The following is a 15,997-nucleotide window of genomic DNA, read 5'->3' on the forward strand; positions in this document are numbered from 1 at the left end:
GATCAGAGCTCCACCCTGAACGCGCGGGTAACGCGCAATGCGCTGCGTACACCGTCTTCATGGAAGCCGTTGAACCAGTAGGCGCCACAGTAGTGGGTCCGGTTACGGTTGCCGATCTCGTCATAGCGCTCCTGGGCGGCCACGGCTTCGAGGGTAAACACCGGATGGTCGTATTCAAATCGCTTGATGACCTTGGCGGGGTCGATGTCATGGCTGCGGTTGAGCGTAACGCAGAAGGTTTCAGGCGCATCATCGAAGTTCTGCAAGGTATTCATGTTGTAGGTCACCGACACCGGCTGGGTGCTGTGTTCGGGAATCATGTAGTTCCAGGCTGCCCAGGCCAGCCGGGTGGATGGCAAAACGCTGGCATCGGTGTGCAACACTACATCATTCTTCTGGTAGCCGATGGCACCAAGGATGTCCCGTTCCTGATCGGTCGGATCATTCAGCATCGCCAGCGCCTGGTTGCTATGGCAGGCCAGCACAACCTGATCGAACCGGTGCTGTTGGCCGTTCACGACAATGGTGACGCCTTCTTCGTCCCGAGTAATCGCCGTTACCGGACTGTTCAGGTGAGTGCGGTCGCCCAGCCGCGCCATCATCTTGTCCACGTAGGTGGCGGAACCACCGGAAATCACCCGCCAGGTTGGGCGGTCGTCCACCGAAAGCATGCCGTGATTGTTAAAAAACTGCAGGAAAAACCGGATCGGGAACTGCTCCAATACGATTTCCGGGGCAGACCAGATAGCAGCACCCATCGGAACGATGTAGTTGTTACGGAAATAACGGCTGTAGCGGTTGCGGTTCAGGTATTCGCCCAGGGTTTCACCTTCTGGAATCTGGCCGGCAGCGAGATCGGCGCGAGTTTCCTTGTTGAACCGGAGGATTTCCCGGATCATCTTCAGAAAGTTCAGGTTAAGAAGGTTCTTGCGCTGTGCAAACAGCGTATTGAGGCTGGTCCCGTTGTACTGCAGGCCAGACACATGGCAGTCCACGCTGAAACTCATGTTACTGACTTCCGACTTTACGTCCAGGCGGTCCATCAGTTTGATAAAATTCGGGTAGGTCCAGTCATTGAACACGATAAAACCGGTGTTCACCGGCCAAACGCGCCCGCCAGCCTCAACTTGCTCGGTGTTGGTGTGGCCGCCCGCATAATCGCCAGCCTCGAACAGTTGAACGTCGTGTTGTTCGCTGAGCAGCCAGGCCGCCGTTAAGCCGGATACACCGGCACCAATCACAGCAATACGCTGACGATTCGGGTTCATGCAATCTTTTCCTGTTGCCAAAGTGTTCAAGAGTGGTTGTTACGGGCCATGGATGCGGCCATGCGATCCACAAGGCCTTGAGGCAAGGCGCCCAGCGCTTTGAGCAGCCAGGTAAAACGCCGGGGAAAGGCGATTTCCGTTTTACCCTTTTCAAGCCCTTTAACGATGCGGTGGGCTGCATCTTCCGAGCTGATGATGAAGGGCATGGGGAAGTCGTTACGGTCCGTCAGAGGTGTTTTTACAAAGCCCGGTGAGACCACCACCACGTCGATGCCTTCCGCCGCCAAGTCGGCACGCAGCGCGTGAGCAAAGTAGGTCAGGGCAGCCTTTGAAGCGCCGTAACCCTCTGCCCGGCCAAAGGGAAACCACCAGGCCGACGAGCTGACGATCACCAGTGTTGCCGGTTTACCTTTGGCCCGTGTGGCCCTGAGCGCTGGGAGCACGATATCCAGGCTGCGGGCGGTGCCAACCACATTGGTTATCATGTTGGCTTCAATAACGCGGCTGTCGTACTCGGCGATTTCCAGGTATTCGCAGGTACCGGCATTGAGTATCGCCATATCCAGATCACCAAAGTGGCCCAGAGAATCCTTTAAAGCCTCAAGATCACTCTTACTGGTGGTGTCGGCGGGGGCTGCCAGCATCTGTTCGGGATGCTGATTCACCAGGGCATCCAGTGCCTCCTTCCGGCGCCCGGTGACAATCAGCCTGTGCCCGTGGGTGGCAAGTTGTTTTGCCAGTGCCTCGCCAATACCGGACGATGCGCCGGTCAGCCAGATGTTGCTGGCGGTTTCCAGGCGTCTGCTCATCCTGCCTGCTCCTTGACCCAGCGGATCACGCCGCCCACTACCGGAAGATTTTCATAGAGTAACTGGCCGGCATCGAAGTAATCCCGGTGGTACCGTACCCGACCGTCCAGAATCCGGAGGTGGCTGATACCCTCAACCTCTACGGTTTTTCCCCCTTTGATGCGTTTGTGCTGCAACTCCATTACCCAGGGAATCGTGCACCAGGAGTCCTGGATCACTGGGCTGTTGAAGCGGAACTGGCAGCGGATAACGTTGCCGTAGGCGTCGGCAAAGTAATTCGTCAGTTCATCCAGGCCGTTCACCGTTCCAAATGGATCCTGAAACTCGATGTCTTCACCATAAACCTGCTGCAGTTTGTGCAGATTGCCCTTATCCAGCTGATTGAACAAGGCGCAGAACTGGTCGAGCACAGCTGGCAGGGCGGGGTTCGGTGAGCCGACCTCGATGGCAGAAGCAGTCGTCATTTGCGCTTCCTCCTCTGTTCGTCCAATTCACGGGTTTCTTTCTGGATGTGTGCCGGTATTGGATTCAAATCCCACACTATCCCGAGCTTGGACAACGCCCAGAGCCCGTACCAGGTAATATCTATTTCATACCACCGGAACCCCTGGCGCACGGATTGTGGCCACCGGTGATGATTGTTGTGCCATCCTTCGCCCAGCGTAATGAGCGCGAGCCAGAAATTGTTTCGGCTGTCGTCGTCGGTTTCGAACCGGCGTTTTCCCCACACGTGCGACAAGGAGTTGATGGATACCGTCGCGTGGAACAAGCACACCGTTGAGATGAAAAATCCCCAAACCAGCAGTTGCAAACCATTGGTGCCCAGCCCCGGTGCCCAAACCGCCAGGGCTTCACCGAGGAGGTAGATCAGCACGGCTGCCGCCACCGGGATCAATGAATCGAAACGGTTGATAAACTTGAGTTCCGGAAATTTCAACCAGTCTCGTACCCGGCGTTCATCCATGCTGAAACCGGCATCACAGGTAAACCAGCCAGCGTGAGACCACCAGAACCCGCCGTGGTGGGGGGAATGCAGGTCTTCCGCATTATCAGAGTGTTGGTGATGATGGCGGTGGTGAGCGGCCCACCACAATGGGCCCCGCTGGGCCGAACTGGCACCCAGTACGGCGAACACGAACTGGGCGGCGCGACTGGTCTTGAATGTCTTGTGGGAAAAGTAACGATGATAGAAGCCAGTGATGGCAAACATCCGGATGATGAAAAAGGCTGCGGCGAACACGACGGCAAACGTGCTGACACCAGTGAAAAATGCGAGTAGGCAAGCAAGATGCAATGCGATAAAAGGCAGCACTCTCACCCAGTTAAAGGATCTGGAACTGGAGTCCAGGTGATCTGAACCGGCTTCGGAATCGAACCATCTCAGAATGTTTGTTAACCAGTAATTCAATCGGGCCATATACAACCATGCTTAAAGTGACATCAGACACCACATCAATACGCAGCGTAGCGGTTATCGGTTCAGGTCTGGCAGGCCTCACGGCTGCAATTTTACTTGGCCAACTGGGCCATAGTGTCACGGTGTTTGAGAAAAGTCGCGGGCCCGGTGGTCGTATGGCCTCCAAGAGAGTGGGTAGTGGCTCTGCCGATGTTGGTGCTCAATATTTTACCGCCCGCAACCGTGAGTTTCTTTCGTTCTTGCAGCGCTGGGCGGGAAGCGATGCGTTCCTCGAATGGCCGGCCAGATTTCGTTTTCAGGACGACACCCTGAACTGGCAGCCGTTTCCGGAAGAGAAGCGTTATGTTGGCGTACCGAGAATGACCGCCATCACCCGCGCATTGTCTGCTCACGTTGATGTCACTGCCCAGGTGAGAATTGAACGGTTGGAGCGTTCCGGTAACCAGTGGCAACTGGTGTGTACAGAAGGACTGAACCACGGTGTTTTCGACCAGGTGATCATCACCGCGCCCCCGGCCCAGGCCCAGGAACTGTTACGGGCGAGCCAGCTTGACGGGCTGGCGGAAGAGCTGGAAAAGCCGGTTGATCAGATTCTCCCGTGTTGGGCAGTCGCGGCTCACTATTCGGAGCCACCGGAGGTGGACGCAGACGCCATGCGCCCGCACTCTCAGGTGCTCTACTGGGTTGCTAACAACTCCTCCAAGCCGGGCCGGGATGATTCCGGCCAATGGTGGGTGCTGCATGCCACCCCGGAGTGGACCAAGGCCCATGTGGATGCAGAACCGGGCTATGTCAGCAACGCTTTGGTGGGCGAATTCGCGGCGTTAACCGGTGCCGATGCCCGGCCCGATGAGACGGTGGCCCACCGCTGGCTTTATGCCCGGTCGGCCTGGAGTAGTCAGCCCGGTTATCGGTACGATGCCGAGAATGGGGTTGGGCTGGCGGGCGACTGGCTGGCTGGCGGCCGGGTGGAAGGCGCGTGGGAAAGCGCCACCCGCTTGGTTGCCGCGATTCAGTAGCGCACCAGTCTATTCAAGCAGGTCGGGAGGCGCCATCCTGGTGACTTCCGGCCGGCTGTAGAAATGGGTGATGGTGCCGTCACCAAACTTCGAGAAAAACGCGCTGACCTCGGTAATCTTGCGCAATGAGCGCTCCCGGGAGATCGGATTCTTCACCAATACCTTTATGCCGTTGAAGTTGTCCTGGATATTCGAGAAACGGGCGCGCATGGAGCAGGTCACCACGTTGCCCGGGTCCATGGCCAATTCGCCAGCCAGCCAGTGGCTGTGGTCGGCAATCTGCTGTTTGTCGAGATTTTCCCGGGTATCCAGGTGGTGCAGCTTCACCCGGTTTACTATGCAGAATGAATAACTTTTCGGATGCTTGCGGGCCACTTTCCGGAAAGCTTCCCAGAAGAAGTTATCGGTCAGCTCGGCAAAGTACCTCATATCGCTCAGGCAGGTGTCGATCCAGTCGGAGCTTTCCGCGTCTTCCAGTACTTCGTTGATGGCTTCCCGCAGCAGCCAGTCGAAACCCAGGGCTGTTTTGTGGGCGTAGACTTTCCGGTACATCTGATACCGGCTGTAAACGAAATCTTCCAGGGCACCCAGGCCTTTCTGGGTAATCGCCAGGCCCATCCAGGGTTCGGACACATCCCAGCCAAACCTCAGGTTGCTTAGAAGGTGGTCGAGGTTGAACCCGCCGATGGTAACGGAACTGTGGAAACCATCCCTCAGCATGTAATCTGCCCGGTCAGCGTCGATCTCACCGGACACGATGGACGACAGCAACCCCATGACCAGGGCCGGCACGTCCTGGTCACCGATGGTGCCGGCGACCGCATCTTCGCCGGCAATGAATGCCCAGAAGGTGCGGGCGTGGCGGCAGAAGGTGTCGCTTGGGGTTACGTCGGTGGTCTCCATGATGCCAATCACATCAACGGCATTCAGCCCAGCGTTCTCCAGATCTACCGATGAAAGCACGTCATGGGCAACCCGGACGGAATAATGTTCATGTTCCAGTTCTCCTGGCTCCTCCGGGTGATAACGGGTGAAGTCGACCCCGCGCCAGAGGTCCCGGAAACGCTGGGGGCGCGACATGAGTTCCCGGATGCGGCGGGCCTGGGTGAACTGGTGCGAAAAGCTGGAGTGGCCGCTGTCGTGCAGCAGGCAACCAAGGCGAATGGTTTTGGCCAGGTAATCGATGGCGTCCAGCTGGCTCAGGCTCAGATCTGTGCGTTCGCTGAGTTGCCTTTCCCGAAGGTAGGCGTCGATCATTGAACGAAACATGCGGGTGCCCACATGCATTACGCCAATGCTGTGCAGGAACCGGGAGTGGGTCGCGCCGGGGAACACCAGGCTCAGGATGTCGTTCTGGCAGATGTTTCTCAGACGCTGGAACAGGGGATGGTCAATCACCTGGATTTCATGCCGATACAAGGGAATGCCGCCGTGCACGGGGTCCATGATGAGCTTGTCGTAGGCTCCGAGCAGGTCGTTGACGGCACGTCGCATGGTTACAAATCTCCCAATTTAATGACACGGCCCTTGTTATATCACAGGGGCATGCCAGAATAGGCGTAATGAAGCCAATTTCTCTTTTATCGCTGGTAGTTTAAGGCCATCAACATGACCTCGCGCACCGAGCGCATTCTGATTATTGACGCCAACGAACAGGCTAGATCGGATTTGTCCCGCTACCTTGAAGCGAGAGGCTTCTACGTGACTGGATTTCCCGATGTCAGCGCCGCCCGAAGCCTTTTCGAAGATAACATTCCCGATGTCATCTTTGCAGATTTGCCCCCCGAGGCCATCCGAGAGCTGTCAAAGCGACTGGATGAAGCCGACAGCTTTACGCCTATCGTTGCCTGTACCTGCAGTGAGTCCAGTGCGGAGATTGTCCAGGCCCTCAGAGCAGGTGCAGCGGATGTTGTTCTTAAACCCTGTAACGACGACAAGGGCGCCCTGGACGACGTTATCGGCAAACTGTTTGACCGGGTAAGGGTGAATCGCCTGAACCAGTTGTACCGGCAGGAGCTTGAAGAAGCCAACCGCGAACTGCGCACCGGTATCGCGGAATTGAGGGCTGACCAGAACGCCGGGCGCAAGGTCCAGCTCAAAATGTTACCGGACCACGAGCTGCGGCTGTCCGGTTTACAGGTGGACCACCTGATCAAGCCTTCGCTCTACCTGAGCGGCGATTTCCTGGACTACTTCCGCATCACCGAAGACAAAGTGCTGGTCTATATTGCCGATGTATCGGGGCATGGCGCCAGCTCGGCGTTTGTCACGGTGCTGCTCAAGAACCTGACCAATCGCCTGCAGCGCAATATGCGCCGCCAATCCAGCGACGATATCCTGTACCCGGAACGGTTTCTGGAACGGATCAATTCGGAGCTTCTGGATACTGGTCTCGGTAAGCACGTAACCGTATTTGTTGGCATTATCTCGATTTCCACCCGTACATTAAGTTATGCGGTTGGTGCACACTTCCCGATGCCGATTTTGTCGTTCGAGGGCGGCGAAACCCGTTTTCTGGAAGGCAGTGGGCTCCCGGTAGGGTTGTTTGAGGCACCAGAGTGGGAGGTTTACGAGGTCAAGCTGGACAAGCCGTTCCGGCTGTTGCTGTTTTCAGACGGGATTCTGGAAGTGATTCCTGCCAAATCCCTGGATGAAAAGGAGAAGACACTACTTGAACTCGTATCAGGAGGTAGTCACACTATCACATCGCTGAGCGACGCTCTGGGGCTTGGTAAGATCTCGGAGCTGCCGGATGATATCGCGATAGTATCGGTAACTGATACCATAGATGGTTCAGACAACACGTCGTCGACTTAGTGGCAGTGTGAAAATGGCTGGTTATAAAATCCTGCAAGCTGAGAAGCAGGGAATCTACGTCCTGAAGTTTATTGGGGAAATCCGGCTGAACCTGTGTTCGACGCTGGACAATCTGGTTGAGTCCATCACCCGTGATCCCCAGTTCAAAACGGTTGTGGTCGATCTCACGGAAACGGAAATCATCGACAGCACTACCCTGGGCCTGCTGGCCAAGATAGCCCTGGCGGCGCAAAAACAAAGTCAATTCCTGCCAACTCTGATCTCTACCAACCCCGACATTACCCGCATTATCGCCTCTATGGGCTTCGACAAGATTTTCATCATTGTCCGGGAGCCTGCCTCCAGAATTGAAGAGCTCGAAGAAATCCCCGTACTGAAGGCCAGTGAACAGCAGGTCAGAGATAAAGTGCTCGACGCCCACAAAGTGTTGATGGGTATGAACAGCAAAAACAGGGAAGAATTCAAGAACCTGGTGCGCGCACTGGAGTGCGAAGAACCGGGCTGAACGTTCGGTTACGCGTTCCCTGCGGTGCCCCCGAAGCAACAAAACGGAACAGATATGTCTGAAAACGCAACCTACCGCACCGCTGGAGCGGGCCCTCGTGACGTCGCCGTTCTGGGTGGCGGCAGTTTCGGCACTGCCATGGCCAAGGTACTTGGCGAGAATGGCCACACCGTCCACTTCTGGATGCGTGATGAAGAGCAGGCCGAAGATATTCGTCAGAACCGTATTAATAAACGCTATATGCCAGGTATCACCCTGGAGGGCGATATCCAGCCCACGACTGATCTCGCAGATGCCGTTCGCAAAGCGGAGGTGGTGCTGGTTGCCATTCCGTCCAAGGCATTTCGTGCCGTTATCCGGGAAAACAGCCAGGTATTCCGGGACGGCCAGATTGTTGTCAGCCTGACCAAGGGCATCGAAGAACACGGCTTCAAGCTGATGAGCGAGATCCTTCAGGAAGAAATTCCCCGTTGCCGCACCGGCGTGCTCAGTGGCCCCAACCTGGCAGGCGAGATTGTTAACCGGGAGCTGACGGCCACCGTGATTGCCGCCAAAGATCCGGATGTGCGCCGGGCCATTCAGGAGCTGCTTGGTTGCGAGTACTTCCGGGTTTACGCCAACGTCGATGTGTACGGGGTGGAGCTGGCCGGAGCACTGAAAAATATTTACGCGATCGTAGCCGGACTGGCCAACGCCCTGGAAATGGGCGAGAACGCAAAGGCGATGCTGATTACCCGTGGCCTGGCTGAAATGAGCCGTTTTGCGGTCAGCCTGGGCGCCAACCCGATGACCTTCATGGGATTGGCTGGCGTTGGTGATCTCATTGCCACTTGTACCTCCAACAAAAGCCGGAACTTCCGGGTGGGTTATGCGGTCGGTAAAGGCAAGAAGCTTGACGAAGCTGCACAGGAGCTGGGGCAGGTAGCCGAGGGTATCTATACCCTGAAGCTGGTCCGGGAGAAATCAGAGGCCATTGGCATTTATATGCCTCTGGTGAGGGGGCTTTATGAAATCCTGTACGAAGGCGCCTCCATCAACGCGGTCATCAACAGCCTGATGATGGCTGTCCAGAATTCCGACGTTGAGTTTATTCTGCCCCGTACCATCAGTCAGTAAGCCCGCGCCGGGCAGGGAGGATTACCTTGCATCTGATCATCATGCGCCATGGTGAGGCCGGCTGGCACACCCTGGACCAGGAACGGGAGCTGACGGAAGCCGGCCGAGCCGGAGTCGCCTCTGTGGCTGCGCAGATTGCCAAGTCTCCCTGGCGGCCGGAGCGAATCTGGGCCAGTCCGTATACGCGCGCCCGCCAGACCGCGGCGATCGTGTCTGAAGTGCTCAATTGCCCGGTTGAAGAATGCCCGGTCATCACCCCGGATGACGACCCCGGAAAGTGCCTCGATCTGCTGCTGGAGAACAAGGCCTCGCCGCTGATGCTGGTGTCTCACATGCCGTTCGTTGGCTGTCTGTCCACCCTGTTGGTGGATGGCCACCGCAAAGGCATACCGTTCATGACTGCGCAGGCGGTGTTGCTCGACATGCCAGTGGTGGGACCCGGCTGCGCAGACTTGAAAGCCCAGTTTTTGCCCTGATCTTACCCATATCCAACTTCCCTGAATTGTTGCTGAGACGCCATGCACAGCTTTCCGATTGAATACGTTGAGCCGGTGTTCCGGCCACCGAGTGAAGCCAAATCGCTGATACTGCCGGTAACCAACGGGTGCTCCTGGAACCAGTGCACCTTCTGTGAAATGTACACCCAACCCCAGAAAAAGTTCCGGGCGCGCAAACCCGACGATATCCGCCGTGATATTGCCCGGGCCGCTGAGGCCTTCGAATCCGTACCAAGGGTGTTTCTCGCGGACGGCGACGCCATGGTTCTGCCAACCCGACGCTTACTGGAAATTCTGGCAGACCTGAAGCAGGCTTTCCCAGGTCTGCGGAGGGTGTCGAGTTACTGTTTGCCCCGCAACCTGGCCAAGAAATCCGTGGAAGAACTTGTCGAGTTGCGGGAAGCCGGTTTGGGCATTTTGTACGTCGGTATGGAATCGGGTGATGACGAAGTGCTTCGCCGAATCAACAAGGGCGAAACCTGGGAGTCTACCCGGTCGGCTCTGGAGAAGATAAAGCAGGCGGGGCTGACCAGCTCTGTGATGGTGCTCAACGGTCTGGGGGGCGAGGTGCTCTCCCGGCAGCATGCCATTAACACGGCCACTCTGTGCAACGAGACTCAGCCCGATTACCTGTCCACGCTGGTGGTGAGCTTTCCCCAGGGTGAGGAGCGCTTTCGCGCCGGTTTCGGCGACGACTTCGTTCCCCTGAGTCAGCAGGGTCTGTTCGAAGAGATTCGGGTGTTTCTCGAGCACCTGGAACTGGACAGCACCATATTCCGTAGTGATCACGCATCCAATTACCTGGTCCTCAAGGGCACCCTTGGGCGCGATAAGCAGCGACTTCTCGGCGAGGTTGACCTTGCTATTCGTGACCCCGGCGCGGCGCCGCTGCGTGCCGAATGGATGCGCGGCCTGTAACCTGGGAGTTTCCGCCAATGAACATGAAGCCTGATGATATCGAACGATCGGTACAGCAACATAGTAGCGCAAAGGGCCTTCCGCCATTGCACCAGTGGCATCCGGAGTTGTCCGGCGACATGGACCTGGTGATCACCCGCGACGGCCAGTGGCTTTACCAGGGAGCGCCAATCGCGCGGGAAGCCACGGTTAAACTGTTCTCAACCATTTTGCGCCGGGAAGACGACGGGCACCATTACCTGGTCACACCTGTTGAGAAATGGCGCATCCAGGTGGAAGACACCCCCTTGTTGGCACACTCCCTGGAGCGCAAAGGAGAGGGCGCCGGGCAAGTGCTTTCACTAACCACCAACGTGGGTGAAATTCTTGAAATAGGGCCAGAGCATCCCCTGGCGGTGAGCCAGTACCCGAACAGCGACGAGCCGCGCCCAGTGGTTTACGTCCGCCACGGTATTGAGGCCCGATTGGTGACGGCGGCATTCTACGAGCTGGCTGATCTGGTGGAAGAGCAGCACGAAAATGGGGAAACCCAGTATGGCGTGCTTAGTCACGGAAAATTCTGGAAAATCGGGCAGGGCGGTTGAAAAGCGGAAGTTCGCCTCTATAAATAGGGTAGAAAACGCAGTCTGTCACTTGTTAAACTGTGTTTTCATACTTGTTACCGAGCCTGGCTCTCTAACGAGGCCCGGTGGTCGTTAGTCCCTCTGTGCAGTATGGCTGTTCACGAACACTTTCGATTGCCTACAATCTAAATACACAGTCATTGCGACACGCAAGGAGATCACATGGCCCAACCTCGTGTTGTCACCATCCATTACACGCTCACTAACGACCAGGGAGAGCAACTCGATTCCTCCCGTGTAGAAGGCCGTGAGCCGCTGTCTTACCTGGAAGGTGCACAAAACATTATCGGTGGACTGGAAAGTGCGCTGAACGAAAAGAACGCAGGCGATCAGGTGAAAGTATCCGTTGCTCCCGCCGAAGGCTATGGCGAAGTCAACGAAGAGCTGATTCAGCCGGTTCCGCGCTCTGCCTTTGAAGGCGTAGACACCATCGAGCCGGGCATGCAGTTCCAGGCTCAGACTCCGGGCGGTCCCCAGATCGTTCGTGTTGTGGAAGTCAGCGACGAAACCGTCACTATTGATGCCAACCACCCGCTGGCGGGCCAGACTCTGCACTTCGACGTAGAAGTGGTAGAAGCTCGCGAAGCAACTGACGAAGAGCAGGAGCACGGCCACGTGCACTGATCTCTTCCGAAAGGTTGATCAAAGAACGGCTCCTGCGGGAGCCGTTTTTTTTGGAGTTTTGGCGCGGACACAAAAAAGCCGGAGACGAGCTCCAGCTTTTCTGGCTAGTGCACCCGATTACATATTCGGATAGTTCGGGCCACCGCCGCCTTCCGGCGTTACCCAGGTAATGTTCTGGGCAGGATCCTTGATGTCACAGGTCTTGCAGTGAACACAGTTCTGGGCGTTGATCTGGAACTTCTTGCCACTGCCGTCGTCTTTCTCGACCACTTCGTATACGCCGGCCGGGCAGTAACGCTGTGCTGGCTCGTCGTACTTGGGCAGATTTTCCTTCAGCGGAATGTCCGGATCAGTCAGTTTCAGGTGAACCGGCTGGTCTTCCTCATGGTTGGTGTTGGAAATGAACACCGAGGACAGGCGATCGAAGGTCAATTTGTTATCCGGCTTCGGATAGCTGATCTTCTTGCACTCAGATGCCGGCTTCAGGGTGGCGTAGTCCGGAGTGGTATCGCGGAAGGTGATCGGCAGACTACCACGCAGAATGTTCTGCTCAAAGAAGGCAATGGCGCCGCCTACGATGTTGCCGAACTTGTGCATGGCCGGGCCAAAGTTGCGCTCGGCGTAAAGTTCTTTGTACAGCCAGCTGTCTTCAAAGCGCTTCTGGAAGCTGGTGATCTCTTCGCCAGCCTTACCTTCCTTCAGGGCCTCAAACACGGCTTCTGCGCCCAGCAGGCCAGACTTCATGGCGGTATGGGAGCCTTTGATCTTGGAGCTGTTCAGGGTGCCGGCGTCACAACCCAGCAACAGACCACCGGGGAAGCTCATCTTCGGCAGGGCGTTGTAGCCACCCTTGGAAATGGCGCGGGCGCCGTAGGCAACGCGCTTGCCGCCTTCCAGATACTTCTTGATTTCCGGATGGTGCTTGAGGCGCTGGAATTCCTCGAACGGGCTCAGATGCGGGTTGCTGTAAGACAGATCGGTGATCAGGCCGACATAAACCTGGCCGTTTTCCAGGTGATACAGGAAGGACCCACCGGTGGAGCCGGACTCGTTCAGCGGCCAGCCAGTGGTATGAACCACCAGGCCGGGCTCGTGTTTGGCCGGGTCAATGTCCCACAACTCCTTGATACCGATACCGTAGTGCTGTGGATCTTTGCCTTCGTCCAGCTTGAAATCGTTGATCAGGCGCTTGCCCAGGTGACCACGACAGCCTTCGGTAAACAGGGTGTACTTGGCGCGCAGTTCCATGCCCGGCATGTAGCCGTCTTTCTCGGAACCGTCACGGGCCACGCCCATGTCGCCGGTGATGATGCCTTTAACCTGGCCATCTTCAATAATGGTCTCAGAGGCGGCAAACCCCGGGTAAACCTCTACGCCCAGCTGTTCAGCCTGTTCAGCCAGCCAACGGCACAGGTTACCAAGGCTGATGATGTAGTTGCCGTGGTTGTGCATGTTCTTGGGCACAAAGGCGTTAGGAATCGTGGTGGCTTTTTCCTGGTTCTTGAGCAGGAAAATGTCATCCCGGGTAACCGGCGTGTTCAGCGGCGCGCCTTTTTCTTTCCAGTCCGGAAACAGTTCGTTCAGGGCTGTGGGCTCAAATACCGTACCGGCGAGGATGTGCGCGCCGATTTCGGAACCTTTCTCAACCACACAAACAGTCAGTTCTTCGCCAGCTTCCTGCGCCAGTTGCATCACGCGGCAGGCTGCAGACAGGCCAGCAGGGCCGCCGCCGACGATCAGAACATCAAATTCCATCGATTCGCGTTCCACGTTGGTCTCCTCAAACAGCTTTTTTTAGTGGGTGTTGTTTGCCCGCAGGCCTAACTCAATTCATTCAGGGGCGACATCATACCGGTAAAAATGCCTATAGACGACAGCCCCGAGCCCTAAACACGGGCCCTTTGTCCCGAAAGGATAACGCATTTCAGGAATCAAACAAACGTTTGTTTGAAATTTGCGTTTACCTTTGGCATTGTACGTATACACCGAAATGTCGTGTGTTTTGAGTCGATTTTTAGTATCGTCTCATTGCCAGGCCGGGTCAACCCGGTCTATTGGCTGTGAAGGCAGTCCTGATGCGTCGAATGGGGCTATTGACCCTGTAGACAGTAGCCTGCAGTATTACTGCGCACTATCCAGCAGGCTCCCCGTTAAGGATTGCGAGTCATTAAACCCATCGTAGAAGAACGAGGAATCTATGAAGGTTCTGGTCGCTGTAAAACGAGTTATCGACTACAACGTGAAGGTGCGCGTCAAGCCGGACAACACCGGTGTTGACCTCGCCAACGTCAAGATGGCAATGAACCCGTTCTGCGAAATCGCTGTTGAAGAAGCGGTTCGTCTGAAAGAGAAGGGTGTTGCCAGTGAAATCGTTGTTGTATCCATTGGACCGAAAGCTGCTCAGGAGCAAATTCGTACTGCTCTGGCTCTGGGTGCTGACCGTGGTATCCACATCGAGACTGACGAAGAAGTTCAGTCCCTCGAAGCGGCCAAGCTGCTGAAGGCTGTCGTTGAGAAAGAAGAGCCGAAGCTGGTTATTCTTGGCAAACAGTCTATCGATTCCGACAACAACCAGACTGGCCAGATGCTGGCTGCTCTGACTGGCATGGGCCAGGGCACTTTCGCTTCCGAAGTGGTTGTTGATGGTGAAAAGGTTAACGTAACCCGTGAAGTAGACGGCGGTCTGATGACTGTTGCTCTGAACCTGCCTGCGGTTGTTACCACTGACCTGCGCCTGAACGAGCCGCGTTACGCTTCTCTGCCGAACATCATGAAGGCCAAGAAGAAGCCGCTGGACGCCGTGAGCCCCGCCGATCTGGGTGTTGAAATCGCCCCGCGCCTGTCCACCCTGAAGGTCGAAGCCCCGGCTGCACGCCAGGCTGGTATCAAGGTGGCTGACGTAGCTGAGCTGGTGGACAAACTGAAGAACGAAGCGAAGGTGATCTAAATGAGCATCCTGGTAATTGCTGAACACGACAACAGCAGCCTCAAGCAGGCTACCCTGAATGTTGTAGCGGCTGCCAAGGCCATCGGTGGTGACATCGACGTGCTGGTTGCCGGTGAGAACGTAGGCGCCGTCGCTGAAGCCGCTGCCAAGGCAGAAGGCGTGAACAAGGTACTGGTTGCCGACAATGCTGCCTACGGTCATTTCCTGGCCGAAAACCTGGGCGAGCTGGTTGCTGAAGTAGGTAAAGGCTACAGCCACATCCTGGCGGCTGCCGGTACTACCGGTAAAGACTTCATGCCGCGCGTTGCAGCGCTGCTGGACGTTGCCCAGGTGTCTGACATCGTGCGCGTTGAATCTGAGGACACGTTTGTTCGTCCGATCTACGCGGGTAACGCTATCGCCACTGTTAAGGCGAGCGACGCCATCAAGGTTATCACGGTACGCCCGACCGGTTTCGACCCGGTAGCTGCCGAAGGTGGTTCCGCTTCCGTTGAGCAGCTGGACGTTGTAAAAGACGCCGGCCTGTCTTCCTTCGTTGGTGAAGAGAAAGCCCAGTCTGATCGTCCGGATCTGGCTTCTGCCGGTATCGTTATCTCCGGTGGCCGCGGCATGCAGAACGGCGACAACTTCAAGATGCTGGAGCAGGTTGCTGACCTGATGGGCGCTGCCGTTGGTGCATCCCGCGCCGCGGTTGACGCAGGTTTCGTACCTAATGACATGCAGGTTGGCCAGACCGGCAAGATCGTTGCGCCGCAGCTGTACATCGCGGTCGGCATCTCCGGTGCCATCCAGCACCTGGCCGGTATGTCTGATTCCAAGGTGATCGTTGCGATCAACAAGGATGAAGAAGCACCGATCTTCCAGGTTGCTGATTACGGCCTGGTTGCGGATCTGTTTGAAGCCGTACCGCAGTTGGAAGAAGAGCTGAAGAAAGTCCTGTAACTTTCTGTTAGTTCGATCAAAAAAGGCGCCTCAGGGCGCCTTTTTTGGTTTTGAAGCAATGCGTTTTTCCGCTTTGCTGATAATCAGCGTGTCTGCCAGGATGTGCAGGGCACGATTGGTGGTTCTCACCGCCTGATAAACCTGCTCACTTTTCTGGTGATGAGTTTGCCGGGCCTTACGGGTGCTGTCTTTGAACTCCTCATCCTTGGAGAACATGTCGATCAGACCGAAGGTGGTGTTGGCTATCGCCTTATGCACCTTCTCAACCGCAGAAGCGCCGCCTGAGACGGTATCTTCGAGAAGTCGGGCCCGGTTGCGCACTTCCGCCAGGTCCATCCTGCTCTTCTGGATGGCGCTACGGGCCGCAATTCGATGGGCATTGATAATCAGTAACCGTTTTCGGGTTTGGTTCGACAGACGGAACCCCGAAAAAAGAAGCGTTGCAGTGCCGGCGAGGCAAATGATGACCAGAACCTGAGAGACCATAGCCGTGCT

At 56.4% G+C, this 15,997-nt stretch carries 17 protein-coding genes; 10 read left to right on the plus strand and 7 right to left on the minus strand.

Going from position 1 to position 15,997, the window contains the following annotated elements; genetic code table 11:
• Nucleotides 1-2 precede the first annotated feature (2 nt).
• The 4 genes from QUE75_RS09900 to QUE75_RS09915 are packed head-to-tail and all read right to left on the minus strand — an operon-like array spanning nucleotide 3 to nucleotide 3,494.
• Nucleotides 3-1,268, minus strand: a complete 1,266-nt coding sequence (locus QUE75_RS09900) for an NAD(P)/FAD-dependent oxidoreductase (RefSeq protein WP_286255545.1) — start codon at nucleotides 1,266-1,268, stop codon at nucleotides 3-5.
• A gap of 26 nt (nucleotides 1,269-1,294) precedes the next feature.
• Nucleotides 1,295-2,077: an SDR family NAD(P)-dependent oxidoreductase gene (locus QUE75_RS09905; protein ID WP_106695736.1), complete on the minus strand. Its 783-nt coding sequence runs from the start codon at nucleotides 2,075-2,077 to the stop codon at nucleotides 1,295-1,297.
• Nucleotides 2,074-2,541, minus strand: a complete 468-nt coding sequence (locus QUE75_RS09910) for a nuclear transport factor 2 family protein (protein WP_106695737.1) — start codon at nucleotides 2,539-2,541, stop codon at nucleotides 2,074-2,076. The genes QUE75_RS09905 and QUE75_RS09910 overlap by 4 nt, the downstream gene beginning before the upstream one ends.
• Nucleotides 2,538-3,494: an acyl-CoA desaturase gene (locus QUE75_RS09915; RefSeq protein ID WP_061332879.1), complete on the minus strand. Its 957-nt coding sequence runs from the start codon at nucleotides 3,492-3,494 to the stop codon at nucleotides 2,538-2,540. Before QUE75_RS09915 ends, QUE75_RS09910 begins: the two co-directional genes overlap by 4 nt.
• Before the next feature lie 8 nt (nucleotides 3,495-3,502).
• Between QUE75_RS09915 and QUE75_RS09920 the strand changes: the two genes are divergently transcribed.
• Nucleotides 3,503-4,513: an NAD(P)/FAD-dependent oxidoreductase gene (locus QUE75_RS09920; RefSeq protein WP_286249663.1), complete on the plus strand. Its 1,011-nt coding sequence runs from the start codon at nucleotides 3,503-3,505 to the stop codon at nucleotides 4,511-4,513.
• Nucleotides 4,514-4,522: 9 nt separating this feature from the next.
• On the opposite strand, the gene QUE75_RS09925 is transcribed toward QUE75_RS09920, so the two are convergent.
• Entirely contained in the window at nucleotides 4,523-6,007 is a 1,485-nt protein-coding gene (locus QUE75_RS09925; RefSeq protein WP_286249664.1) for an HD domain-containing protein, read from the minus strand.
• Between the two features lie 114 nt (nucleotides 6,008-6,121).
• Here QUE75_RS09925 and QUE75_RS09930 point away from each other — a divergent pair, with 114 nt between their 5' ends.
• The 7 genes from QUE75_RS09930 to QUE75_RS09960 all read left to right on the plus strand — a co-directional run bounded on the left by QUE75_RS09930 (nucleotide 6,122) and on the right by QUE75_RS09960 (nucleotide 11,613).
• Nucleotides 6,122-7,330, plus strand: a complete 1,209-nt coding sequence (locus QUE75_RS09930; RefSeq protein WP_286249666.1) for a PP2C family protein-serine/threonine phosphatase — start codon at nucleotides 6,122-6,124, stop codon at nucleotides 7,328-7,330.
• Between the two features lie 13 nt (nucleotides 7,331-7,343).
• Nucleotides 7,344-7,835 (plus strand): STAS domain-containing protein, encoded by a 492-nt coding sequence (locus QUE75_RS09935; protein ID WP_058089783.1) that lies wholly within the window; start codon nucleotides 7,344-7,346, stop codon nucleotides 7,833-7,835.
• Between the two features lie 54 nt (nucleotides 7,836-7,889).
• Nucleotides 7,890-8,951, plus strand: coding sequence for an NAD(P)H-dependent glycerol-3-phosphate dehydrogenase (locus QUE75_RS09940; protein WP_106695739.1), 1,062 nt, complete (start codon nucleotides 7,890-7,892; stop codon nucleotides 8,949-8,951).
• A 26-nt stretch (nucleotides 8,952-8,977) separates the two neighbouring features.
• Nucleotides 8,978-9,427, plus strand: a complete 450-nt coding sequence (gene sixA / locus QUE75_RS09945; protein ID WP_106695740.1) for a phosphohistidine phosphatase SixA — start codon at nucleotides 8,978-8,980, stop codon at nucleotides 9,425-9,427.
• Nucleotides 9,428-9,469: 42 nt separating this feature from the next.
• Nucleotides 9,470-10,366, plus strand: coding sequence for a radical SAM protein (locus QUE75_RS09950; protein WP_286249677.1), 897 nt, complete (start codon nucleotides 9,470-9,472; stop codon nucleotides 10,364-10,366).
• Between the two features lie 17 nt (nucleotides 10,367-10,383).
• Nucleotides 10,384-10,950, plus strand: a complete 567-nt coding sequence (locus QUE75_RS09955; RefSeq protein WP_286249679.1) for a DUF1285 domain-containing protein — start codon at nucleotides 10,384-10,386, stop codon at nucleotides 10,948-10,950.
• Between the two features lie 201 nt (nucleotides 10,951-11,151).
• A complete protein-coding gene (locus tag QUE75_RS09960; RefSeq protein ID WP_058089788.1) occupies nucleotides 11,152-11,613 on the plus strand; it encodes an FKBP-type peptidyl-prolyl cis-trans isomerase in 462 nt (153 codons plus the stop codon).
• Between the two features lie 117 nt (nucleotides 11,614-11,730).
• Here QUE75_RS09960 and QUE75_RS09965 read toward each other — a convergent pair whose 3' ends face one another.
• The gene (locus tag QUE75_RS09965; protein WP_286249686.1) at nucleotides 11,731-13,383 is read right to left on the minus strand and encodes an electron transfer flavoprotein-ubiquinone oxidoreductase; all 1,653 of its coding nucleotides are present in this window, start codon (nucleotides 13,381-13,383) and stop codon (nucleotides 11,731-11,733) included.
• 427 nt (nucleotides 13,384-13,810) lie between these two features.
• Here QUE75_RS09965 and QUE75_RS09970 point away from each other — a divergent pair, with 427 nt between their 5' ends.
• A complete protein-coding gene (locus tag QUE75_RS09970) occupies nucleotides 13,811-14,560 on the plus strand; it encodes an electron transfer flavoprotein subunit beta/FixA family protein (protein ID WP_061332887.1) in 750 nt (249 codons plus the stop codon).
• Complete coding sequence (locus QUE75_RS09975; protein ID WP_061332888.1) at nucleotides 14,561-15,502, plus strand: electron transfer flavoprotein subunit alpha/FixB family protein; 942 nt, start codon at nucleotides 14,561-14,563, stop codon at nucleotides 15,500-15,502.
• A 30-nt stretch (nucleotides 15,503-15,532) separates the two neighbouring features.
• On the opposite strand, the gene QUE75_RS09980 is transcribed toward QUE75_RS09975, so the two are convergent.
• Nucleotides 15,533-15,988 carry a hypothetical protein gene (locus tag QUE75_RS09980; RefSeq protein ID WP_106695744.1) on the minus strand — a complete coding sequence of 152 codons (456 nt, stop codon included), beginning with the start codon at nucleotides 15,986-15,988 and terminating at the stop codon, nucleotides 15,533-15,535.
• Between the last annotated feature and the right edge of the window lie 9 nt (nucleotides 15,989-15,997).

The organism is Marinobacter shengliensis, assembly GCF_030297115.1.
GTDB classification, from domain to species: Bacteria; Pseudomonadota; Gammaproteobacteria; order Pseudomonadales; family Oleiphilaceae; genus Marinobacter; species Marinobacter shengliensis.

Coding starts and splice junctions, on each gene's coding strand:
- QUE75_RS09910 (WP_106695737.1), bottom strand. CDS start 2,541: ATGACGACTGCTTCTGCCATCGAGGTCGGCTCACCGAACCCCGCCCTG.
- QUE75_RS09980 (WP_106695744.1), bottom strand. CDS start 15,988: ATGGTCTCTCAGGTTCTGGTCATCATTTGCCTCGCCGGCACTGCAACG.
- QUE75_RS09970 (WP_061332887.1), top strand. CDS start 13,811: ATGAAGGTTCTGGTCGCTGTAAAACGAGTTATCGACTACAACGTGAAG.
- QUE75_RS09935 (WP_058089783.1), top strand. CDS start 7,344: ATGGCTGGTTATAAAATCCTGCAAGCTGAGAAGCAGGGAATCTACGTC.
- QUE75_RS09975 (WP_061332888.1), top strand. CDS start 14,561: ATGAGCATCCTGGTAATTGCTGAACACGACAACAGCAGCCTCAAGCAG.
- QUE75_RS09915 (WP_061332879.1), bottom strand. CDS start 3,494: ATGGCCCGATTGAATTACTGGTTAACAAACATTCTGAGATGGTTCGAT.
- QUE75_RS09940 (WP_106695739.1), top strand. CDS start 7,890: ATGTCTGAAAACGCAACCTACCGCACCGCTGGAGCGGGCCCTCGTGAC.
- QUE75_RS09920 (WP_286249663.1), top strand. CDS start 3,503: ATGCTTAAAGTGACATCAGACACCACATCAATACGCAGCGTAGCGGTT.
- QUE75_RS09905 (WP_106695736.1), bottom strand. CDS start 2,077: ATGAGCAGACGCCTGGAAACCGCCAGCAACATCTGGCTGACCGGCGCA.
- QUE75_RS09950 (WP_286249677.1), top strand. CDS start 9,470: ATGCACAGCTTTCCGATTGAATACGTTGAGCCGGTGTTCCGGCCACCG.
- QUE75_RS09955 (WP_286249679.1), top strand. CDS start 10,384: ATGAACATGAAGCCTGATGATATCGAACGATCGGTACAGCAACATAGT.
- QUE75_RS09930 (WP_286249666.1), top strand. CDS start 6,122: ATGACCTCGCGCACCGAGCGCATTCTGATTATTGACGCCAACGAACAG.
- QUE75_RS09960 (WP_058089788.1), top strand. CDS start 11,152: ATGGCCCAACCTCGTGTTGTCACCATCCATTACACGCTCACTAACGAC.
- QUE75_RS09900 (WP_286255545.1), bottom strand. CDS start 1,268: ATGAACCCGAATCGTCAGCGTATTGCTGTGATTGGTGCCGGTGTATCC.
- QUE75_RS09925 (WP_286249664.1), bottom strand. CDS start 6,007: ATGCGACGTGCCGTCAACGACCTGCTCGGAGCCTACGACAAGCTCATC.